This is a genomic window from Methanolobus sp., assembly GCF_030682845.1.
Lineage (GTDB): Archaea > Halobacteriota > Methanosarcinia > Methanosarcinales > Methanosarcinaceae > Methanolobus.
Genome location: NZ_JAUXNK010000001.1, coordinates 1 through 9,533 on the forward strand (window position 1 = coordinate 1; position 9,533 = coordinate 9,533).

A 9,533-nucleotide genomic window follows, 5' to 3' on the forward strand; every position below is an offset into this window, starting at 1 on the left:
GAATTCAATTGGTATTGCAGTGTTTAAGGTAATTCAATAGCGTGGGGATAAGGAGGAAGTAAATTTAGCGAAGTACTGACCTTGGCACGGATGTGACATGCACTAACATTCTTGCCACCTATAGTTACATTGGGAATGATGCTCTTTTGAACGAAAACCGCATTGACGGCTATCTCGAAGATGAGAGTCGCAGTTTTGACTGGATGGTAACATACACAATGGACTTTGAAGTCATATCGGACTGGAAGATCGATTATTCTTATGACTATTCATCTACTTGCTACGAAAATGTAAATGGTACTTTAGTCCCCTACAGGTGTACAAAATCATCATCCGGGAGCGATACAGTAACTCTCGTGAAATCAGGTAAAGCATCCCACACCCAAACAGAGACCGAGAACATCACCGTCGTCTACCACCAGTACCTCCCCTCCGGCGGCTATTCCGGTGTCATCCGCAACTACAGTCCCGGCAGTTCCTATGATTACCGCAACACCACAGTTTCTGTGAATGGCCTGGAAAGGCCCGACAAGGACTGCTCGGACGCCGCCGACAAGTATCGCGGCCAATACATAACTCTGAGCATGACATCCATCCAGAGCCAGTATCTCATTTATCCCGACGGGAAGGAACTCTCCGCTGAAAAGGTCTATTGCGATATTCCAGACTGGCTGCACAGGGTCATGGCCGGGGAGATTAAAGCCATGTTTGATTCCATCAACCAGGAGAACCCCACACGGGAAGTACCCCTGCTCGGCGGGAACCTTGGCAAGGACCCCACTCTGCTCATCCAGGATGCAGCTCTTGATATCGTTGCAGAGATGGACGATCCCATCACGAAGGAATCCTTTGCACAGCAGGACCAGCACTTCACGGGCACCATGTACACAACAAGCAGTGACGCCTCCCGCGCCATAGCCAGGAGCGAAGCCTACGACCAGCTTCTGAAGTATATTGTAGAGCGCAACCAAAACGATACTTCGGCTTTCGGAGCCTACGTGGATGAGGCCTTCAGCAAAAAGCAAGGTTCATCCCTGTCCCTCCTGCTGGGCGGCGATTCTTCTCTCCTCTTCAACAACCCCGCCATGCAGAAAGCCTCCACCGCCCTTGCCATGGAGATGGACGTTATCGGCACCATGACCATTACAGGCAACCCCCACAGCAAGTACAACTGGACCGAGAACATGACACTACTCATCGACCAGTATCCAGACTATCTTTATCATGACCCGGAGTTTGATCTGCAGGGGCAGTATGAGTGGAGGGATGAAGGCACAGGATTGGTAGTCTATCCATTAGGTGTACGCAATGTCTGTGTATTCTCTACCGGCATAGGTGCTGATATCGCAGATATTCTTAAAGATAGCATGGAACCCCTGAAAGATTCCATCTCCCAATCCATGAGTCAGAGTATTTCCGAGATGAACACAGAGGTAAATTCACTGATAGAGGATATTGGTTCAGAGAACGCAGCACTTATCGCTAATGGCACATCCGCAGACACTACTCTTATCCAGGAGAACCGCACAAGGCTGATGACTAATTACAGTGCCAGCATCCGGCAACAGGTTCCGGGCATGGTTGCTGATGAAGTTGCGAATGACCCTGTGCTGGGTACACTCATCAGTAAATCTGAGGTTCACTCGATAACCGAAGCTTATCTCAACACCCTTTCTGATGATGAACTTGTCAGCATGGTTGCCAATAATACTCTTCAGGAAGAGATACTTTTCAGAGTCCACACGAATATAGTTTCAGAGAACCCTTCGATAAGCAGTGATGAGATGGAAGCTATTATGTACCGCCTCGAGGCTGACATGAGGATAGGTGTTACAAACGGAGTGTCTGAGGCGATAATCCTCAGCCAGGCTGTCATTGATGAGTGCTTCGCAAATATTAACGGCGAATTGCAGAAAATGCTTGACGATTCCACTGAGAAACTCACTGGACAGCTAGCCGAGAAGATGGAGCAGAGGCTGCAGAGGGCGATGAAGTATGTACCTTGTGGGTTGCCGGTGCTGCCGCCAAATTGGGTATGTACTATGAATGTGTGGGAATATGATGTTAAAGGAGCTTATATGACATTCAAGGTTATTGATAATGACAATGAGTGTATGTTCAATCCATATCTGGGACATGAACCGCAGGTGTATGTGAGAAAAGATGAGGAAATTTATCATCCTACTAAAAATGATGAAAATGGAAGTTTGATTGTAATTGGACGTAATCGACCAATTAGTTTGAAATTTTCAGGTTATGCGGCAACGGTAGTGGGGCCAGGTCCAAAAGGAGTTGGGGATAAAGTAGGGGAAAGAGATGAAAGATCAACTGCTTATGATTATTTTGAATCACAGTTCTGAGGAAACAATATGAATTACAAATTTGCTTTGGTATGCCTTATGTGTTTAATTATACTGTTGTCAACTCCAGCATCATCAAAAAGCCAATATGTCAATATTGAATACTTTTATAATGGTCATTTAATTACTGATTCAGATTCTCCTAAAACTCCAAAACCGCTCTTGAAAATTGGAGAACCGTTCAAACTGAGATTTGAAGTAACCTGTTACAAAAGAAACTTTTTGTCTGTAATGTTAACTTCGATTGGTGAAGATGATTTTGACATAATAGAAGGACCCACATTAAATCTAGGAGAGGGCACGCGTGGAATTATAGAAGCAAATGAAACAAGAGTTTTTGAATGGATAGTGACCCCGAATGAAGAATGGGCAGGTGGAAGTGCACCTATTGACTTTTACTATCAAATGACAGACCTGGATACCAAAAGGACAATTATTAGTAGTAGATTCACCGCCGCCTACGTCACCATTTCCAACGAATACTACGAGCCACCAGCAACCACTAAGCCTGGCGCACAGTCTTCTAGTGACACTTCCTCGCCCGCTCTTCCTGCATTCACACTGCTCGGAGCATTGATGACGATGTATATGGTGTATGTGCTGAAGAAAAAATAAACACTTTTACAGGGGGACCCTCGAAAATAGATTATTCCTGGGTCCTTCTGGCTTATGCCAAAATGTGGCTGAAGAGTATCATTTTCCGTAAGATATAATGCCTTTCTGCTCTTCAAAGAGTCTTGAGTTCCAGAGGCCGTAATAGTTGCTGACCTCATCCATGATATCCCTTGCTATCAATACATGGTCTTCCTCGAGTTTCCAGGAGTCCCATTGTCTTTCTATGGAGATCTCTTCGGAATCGCATTTTCTGGCTTCAGTGGATCTGATCTTTCCGTCGGTCAAAAAAGAATCGGTGCAGTTGAAGACTTTCACCATTATCTTGACTTTACCCATATAGCTGATCTTTGAATAGAAGGACGCTGTGAACCTGATGGTCTGCAATAGGTTACATGCAAGCGAATCGTCGTCCAGTTCCTTACTACCTTCGGGCTTATAGGAACCGCATCTTTTCATCGAATGGACGACTCCGTTCCTGTGAATTTCTACCTTGTTGACGGAGTCCTTGTTCTGCAGATAGTGCTCGTCATCCCATTTGATGCCGAACTTTGAAGGCATGACAGGACCGCTCAGGTAATCTGTGCAGCCACTCGTCCTGTTGGAGTGCAGGTCAGTGAGCCCATGTCCGAAATCAGGGGAGGGGTCGAACATCTGGCCATCGATCTTCAGGGGGGTTATGATCACATGTCCCTCCATCCCGTTGAGCTGAATCTCATGGGGGATCCTGTTCTGGCTAAGGAATATGGCTTCCTCCACATATCGGTCTAGCTTGCTCATGCCGAAAAAGCGTGACTGGTACAGCCATTCGATCTCATTCTCATCCATGGGAGTGGCAGAGAAGTTGTACCTCTTGTAGTATTTCTTGTCATGGTTGTTGTAGTAGGGCTTGTTCTGCCCCTCCGGTATCTGGACCACGAGTATTATCCTGTCTGTATCCGGGATAGGTATCTTCTTCATCTGGACGCTGACCCTTGGCACGATATTGCTCAGGATTATCTGCTCCAGCCTTTCAGTATTTGTATCCCGGTCAATGCCTTTGATATATTCGGGATGTCCGCCTTTACCGGTTTCTGCAATCCCGTAGACAAGGTAGCCCCCCTTGGTGTTTGAAAAAGCGGTGACCTGTTTAATGATACTGGTATCATTGAGTTCCTGTTTGTAGTCTAGGAGCATGGATTCATCTATCTTCTCATAGCTCAGTTCCTGAATATCATCATAGGTGACATCAGAAAGTAATTTGTCAAACAACATATTGCATCAGCAGGTTCCGTGATTCATCAAACTTGTCAGTTTAAAGTGAATCAGCAACCTGATAAACCTTTTGGGCTTTTCATGATGCTTAAGACTCTTAAAAGGAAGATGATCACAACATGCCGGCATTCACCCTGATCATTCTATCGTCTCCGCTGACAGGAAGCCCTCTGCCATCCTGATTGCTCGTGAGGATATACAGGTTGCCGTCAGGTCCGGCCACGACATCCCTCAGTCTTCCGAAATCCCCATTGAAATGTTCCTGCAGTTCCACGGAATCCAGGTCCTCATCCGGACCGACGGAGACTTCATACAGGCTCTGGCCCCGAAGTCCTGCAAAAAAAACAGAACCATTAAGGTACGCAGCCCCGGATGGAGCCCAAGTACGCATGCCACTGTGAATGACAGGTGATTCCATGTTAGAGGCTGTGTCATCACCGGTTATTTCAGGCCATCCGTAATTATTCCCGGCTTCGATCAGGTTTAACTCATCCCTGGCAGTGGGACCGTGTTCTGTCGCCCACAATCTTCCCTGTTCGTCCCATGCAAGTCCCTGTGGGTTGCGGTGGCCAAGAGTATAGACAGGCGAATCCTGGAATGGGTTATCTTCCGGGATATCACCTTCATCAGTTACACGCAGTATCTTTCCTGCAAGGGAACCAGGGTCTTGGGAAAGGGATGATTCACCTGCATCTCCGGTGGTAATGTACAGAAGACCGTCAGGCCCAAAGCTGATCCTGCCCCCGTTATGATTGCCACCTCCTGGAATACCGTCTATGATCACTTGTGCATCGGCCAGTTGCCTGTTCTCTTCGGTGTACCTAACCACTTTGTTGTATAGACGGCTGTCTTCCCTATAAGTATAATATACATAGATGAAATGATTATCTTCAAAATAAGGGTGCACAGTTATGCCAAGCAACCCACCCTCACCGTTATGTGCCACCTCATCTATCGTTAACATAGGCTCGGGAAGCAGACCTTCCTCAGCATCTATGAGGCGAACTCTCCCGGGCCTTTCTGTGAGAATGATACTGCCGTCGGGAAGGAAATCCAGTGACCAGGGAATCTCAAGGTCATCTGCAACAAGCGATGCCAGAGGATAATCCTCACCGGGCTCGGAGGAAAAGTTATTGGCCTAGGGAAGGTCCGTTTCTCTCTGGGTACCGAGGCAACCACAAGCAAGTATGATGACAAACAAAAGAGCAGCCGCACGCAGCATAAAAGATGAAAAAGCTTTGCTCTATGACCTGACCTTCAATACAATTTCCCCAATATAAAAAAGTCGTCACCATATATAAAATATCTATATCAGCACAATGAATTCGGGGATGAGCAAAAGGTTTTTGAGACATAAGGACGAGGTCTTGCCGGATATAAAGATTAGATTGCCATTGTAATGATGTTAAAGGCGAATGCAATTTATTGATTAACTCTATGTCCTGAACAACGGAGCTTTTTCATAATGGATGTCCCTGAACTCATCAACAGACTCAAAGCATCAGGAAGATATGAAGGGCAGATAGTACATGTAGAGAAAATACCTGTCAGGGAACCTGTTCACAGCTCCCTTGAACTCGAACCCTTAGTAAGTTATGCATTGGGCGAGAAGGGAATCAGACAACTCTATACCCATCAGGCCGAAGCTGTGACAAAGGTGCGTGAAGGGAGGGACATTGTACTGTCCACCAGCACGGCCAGCGGTAAGTCCCTGTGTTATATGCTTCCAATATTTGAAACGCTGCTTGATGATCCGAAGGCAACTGCGCTGTACCTTTCTCCACTCAACGCCCTGGTGAACGACCAGCTTCAGACATTCAGAGATTTCAGTGATATGATAGGACTGGACATCAGGATAGACAAATTCATCGGCACGATGACACAGGCAGAAAAGAGTTCCGTGAAATATGGGAATCCTCGCATACTATTTACCAATCCGGACATGCTTCACATGAGTTTCCTTGCATGGAAGCACCATTGGAGGGGATTCCTGTCAAACCTGAAGTTCATAGTCCTGGATGAAAGTCATTCATATAGCGGGGTGATGGGCAGCCATATGGCAAACCTGCTCAGGAGGTTTAACCGGGTGTGTGAGCTGTATGGGTCAAGCTCTCAGTATATCTGCTGCACCGCAACCATCGGGAATCCGGGGGAACACACATCGGCCCTGATAGGAAAGGAGGTATGTCTTGTAGACAGCGACAGCTCCGGCAGGGGAGCGCAGAGTTTCATCTTCTGGAATCCTCCCATGTACGAGAAGTCACGCAACTTCACTATCCGTAAGTCCAGTTTTGGCGAGACAGTGGAACTTTTCACTAACTTTGTCCAGAGCGGTTTCCAGACAATTGCATTTGCCAGGTCCCGGCAGAAAGTGGAACGGATGTATGTCGAGTCCAGGAACATACTTGCCGGCAGAGGGATCAGGAAGACCATTAGTTCCTACAGGGGCGGGTATCAGAGACATGAGCGCGAGGCTATTGAGAAAGGGCTTTCAGGCGGGGAAATCGATGGTGTGATCTCCACGAATGCCCTTGAAATGGGTATCGACATTGGTGGGCTTGATGCCTGCATAATGGACGGTTTTCCGGGCACTATAATGAGTGCCAGGCAGCAGGCGGGCAGGGCGGGCCGCGGGAGCCGGGAAAGCATTGTGGTCCTTGTAGCGGATTCGAATGCTCTTGACCAGTATTATATGCGTAATCCTAAGGATTTCTTCAGAAGGAACTGCGAAGAGGCAGTCATCAACGTGTCCAACCGCTACATCCAGGCCGGACATCTGTTATGCGCTGCCATGGAAGTACCTCTGAAGGCTGAAGATGCCCGGCATTTCGGCAGTGAGTATGAGGCTATTGTAAGAGTGCTTGAAGAGGAAGGACTGCTCGGTGGTTTAGATGCTAAACAATGTCTTGATCCGGATCCTCACATGAAGGTTTCCATCCGTGATATCGACAGTGACTCTTATACCATGATCTACAAGCTCACCAGGCAGCCCCTGGAAAGGGATATGACCAAGCTTCAGGCCTACAGGGAAGCTTTTGAAGGTGCTGTCTACATCAATAAAGGAGTGCCCTATTGTGTCACAAAACAGGACCATGAGAAAAAGCAGATCCTTGTTGAACAGGCGCAGGACGGATACTACACGCGTTCTATGGTGTCCTCGGATATTGTGATCAAAGACACTGTTCACAACAAGATCCTCCCCACCTGTAAGGATGTTAAGGTTGGTTTCGGGGATGTGGATGTAACACAGCAGGTAACCGGGTATAAAAAGGTCCGGCAGCGCACCGATGATGACCTCGGGCAATATTCCCTGCAGATGCCAAAGTTCACCCTCAGCACGGAAGCTCTCTGGCTGGAGATGCCTGTTCAGTTTGCCCAGGCAGTGGAAACACATGGCTGTGACTTTGCAGGCGGCATCCATGCTATCGAGCATGCAATTATCGGGATGTATCCCCTGCATCTGCTTGCCGACAGGAACGACGTTGGTGGAGTGTCAGCCACCGAGCACCCGGATCTTGCAGGCAAAAGCGGGATATTCGTGTACGATGGCCATCAAGGTGGGGTCGGGTATGCTGAGAGCGGGTATGGGAAGATCGTGGAGATGCTTGAGGTCACCCTGCGGTCTATCGAGAGCTGTCCATGCTCCAAAGGCTGCCCCTCTTGTATCCAGTCCCCAAAATGCGGGAACAATAACAATCCACTGGACAAGGATGCTGCCATCATTATGCTCAGGAAGATGCTTGGGAAGCCCGAGTATATCCCACAGAAGAAAAAGAAGAATATGAAACCCAGGGAGCATCAGGTGTCACCAGCCATCGAGAGATCGAGGGAAAAACCCTTTGATACCTTAAGCGCTCTTGAGAGGGTAAGACGTAAGCTCCGGCAAAGGAGTAACAGAAGCGCAGCAGAATGGATCAAGGAAGGGATCACAGCGGGAAAGGAGAAGAAAGATCATGTCGCTGCCTATGAGTGTTTTGAAGCCGCTTTGCAGCTTGAGCCCGATAACGGTCTTGCTCTAATGAACAAGGGCATAACATGCATTCACCTGCGCAGGTACCAGATCGCCCTTGAATGCTTCAACCAACTTATTGCCACGGGACGCCGACAGAGTTCGGTCTGGGTTCAGAAGGGTATTGCATTGTACTATCTCGGAGATCACCGGAATGCTATCGCAGCCTACGATGAGGCGTTGAAAATAAATCCAGAGGATAAAAAAGTAATAAGATACAGGGAAATGGCACAGGGAAAAGTATAGGATGGAAATATGCTTTCAAGGGCTCGAGTTTCCTCTTCTACCTCCCCAAACCGATGTCCACGGGTTGAGGTCAAAAAATGTTCAGTTTCCTTATCTACGCTTCAATGACCTTTATATTGAAATTTAAAGCCTTACCTGCAAGGGGATGATTCATATCAAGTGTGACCTGTTCGTCGCCGACCTCAGCTACCTTTGCAGGTATTTCCTGTCCATCATGGGTTTTAACCAGTAACATCATTCCCTCCTGGATCTCCATGTCTGAACGAATGACCGTTCTTGGAATCTGTTGTGTAAGGGCTTCATCATACTCACCATAAGCTTCTGATGGTTCGATCCTGAACTCCTTCTCTTGCCCTTCTTCCATGCCTCTTACAGCTTCCTCAAAACCCGTTATGACCTGGCCCGCACCGACGGTAAACTGGAGAGGTTCTCGCTCATCTGAACAATCGAACACAGAACCATCATCCAAGGTACCGGTGTAATCTATCTTTATTAATGATTGCAGTGATGCATGCTTTAAACATCAATCTGCCTCTCACACCCCTACCCTGTCTGATGTTCGCTACAATCACTTCTAGCAACACCAGTTCGCAAGTAATACAAATGCATCAACTCATCAAAAAAAACCCTATCCTTGTGCTCTGTGTGACCCTAAGAGGTACATACTAATCTTGCTGAACTGCACATATAAGAATTATGTTTACTAGCAAGTTATCGACTGACCCTTTATAGGTATCACATGATGCCTGCATGCAACTTCCAACTATTCCACGCACAAGCATTATCCACTGCAATATTCTTAAGTTTATCAAAAACATATTTGAATAAATTATTTATCTGAGAAAATATATTATATATTATGAGTTTAACCTCGTTTTTAAAAGAACCTGAAGTCAAGAGGCTTTTTACAGATGAACCTATTTCACAATTTCTCCGAACCCTCTTTTCCAGCACATCATAAAGCATGCAATATCTAAGAATCCTTTGAAAACGATGTTAAGTCTTTCATATCTGGTTGTTAATCTTCTAAATCCCATCTTCAACCATGCAAA

Annotated in this window: 6 protein-coding genes; 3 read left to right on the top strand and 3 right to left on the bottom strand. The window is 46.8% G+C overall.

The window, feature by feature from the left end; genetic code table 11:
* Positions 1–92 precede the first annotated feature (92 nt).
* Together Q8J68_RS00005 and Q8J68_RS00010 are read left to right on the top strand one after the other, a co-directional pair.
* A complete protein-coding gene (locus tag Q8J68_RS00005) occupies positions 93–2,360 on the top strand; it encodes a hypothetical protein (protein ID WP_305309521.1) in 2,268 nt (755 codons plus the stop codon).
* Positions 2,361–2,369: 9 nt separating this feature from the next.
* Positions 2,370–2,975, top strand: coding sequence for a sarcinarray family MAST domain-containing protein (locus tag Q8J68_RS00010; RefSeq protein WP_305309522.1), 606 nt, complete (start codon positions 2,370–2,372; stop codon positions 2,973–2,975).
* A 78-nt stretch (positions 2,976–3,053) separates the two neighbouring features.
* Here the strand turns inward: Q8J68_RS00010 and Q8J68_RS00015 are convergent, their stop codons facing one another.
* Positions 3,054–4,226 (bottom strand): helix-turn-helix domain-containing protein, encoded by a 1,173-nt coding sequence (locus Q8J68_RS00015; protein ID WP_305309523.1) that lies wholly within the window; start codon positions 4,224–4,226, stop codon positions 3,054–3,056.
* A gap of 112 nt (positions 4,227–4,338) precedes the next feature.
* On the bottom strand, positions 4,339–5,325 hold the full coding sequence (locus Q8J68_RS00020) for a PQQ-dependent sugar dehydrogenase (RefSeq protein WP_370867564.1): 987 nt from the start codon (positions 5,323–5,325) through the stop codon (positions 4,339–4,341).
* A 366-nt stretch (positions 5,326–5,691) separates the two neighbouring features.
* Between Q8J68_RS00020 and Q8J68_RS00025 the strand changes: the two genes are divergently transcribed.
* On the top strand, positions 5,692–8,481 hold the full coding sequence (locus tag Q8J68_RS00025) for a DEAD/DEAH box helicase (RefSeq protein WP_305309524.1): 2,790 nt from the start codon (positions 5,692–5,694) through the stop codon (positions 8,479–8,481).
* Positions 8,482–8,575: 94 nt separating this feature from the next.
* On the opposite strand, the gene Q8J68_RS00030 is transcribed toward Q8J68_RS00025, so the two are convergent.
* The gene (locus Q8J68_RS00030; protein WP_305309526.1) at positions 8,576–8,986 is read right to left on the bottom strand and encodes a peptidylprolyl isomerase; all 411 of its coding nucleotides are present in this window, start codon (positions 8,984–8,986) and stop codon (positions 8,576–8,578) included.
* Positions 8,987–9,533 lie beyond the last annotated feature (547 nt).

What these genes read in the sequence shown, in the direction of transcription:
- Q8J68_RS00010 (WP_305309522.1), top strand. Translation starts at nt 2,370, where the DNA reads ATGAATTACAAATTTGCTTTGGTATGCCTTATGTGTTTAATTATACTG.
- Q8J68_RS00015 (WP_305309523.1), bottom strand. Translation starts at nt 4,226, where the DNA reads ATGTTGTTTGACAAATTACTTTCTGATGTCACCTATGATGATATTCAG.
- Q8J68_RS00025 (WP_305309524.1), top strand. Translation starts at nt 5,692, where the DNA reads ATGGATGTCCCTGAACTCATCAACAGACTCAAAGCATCAGGAAGATAT.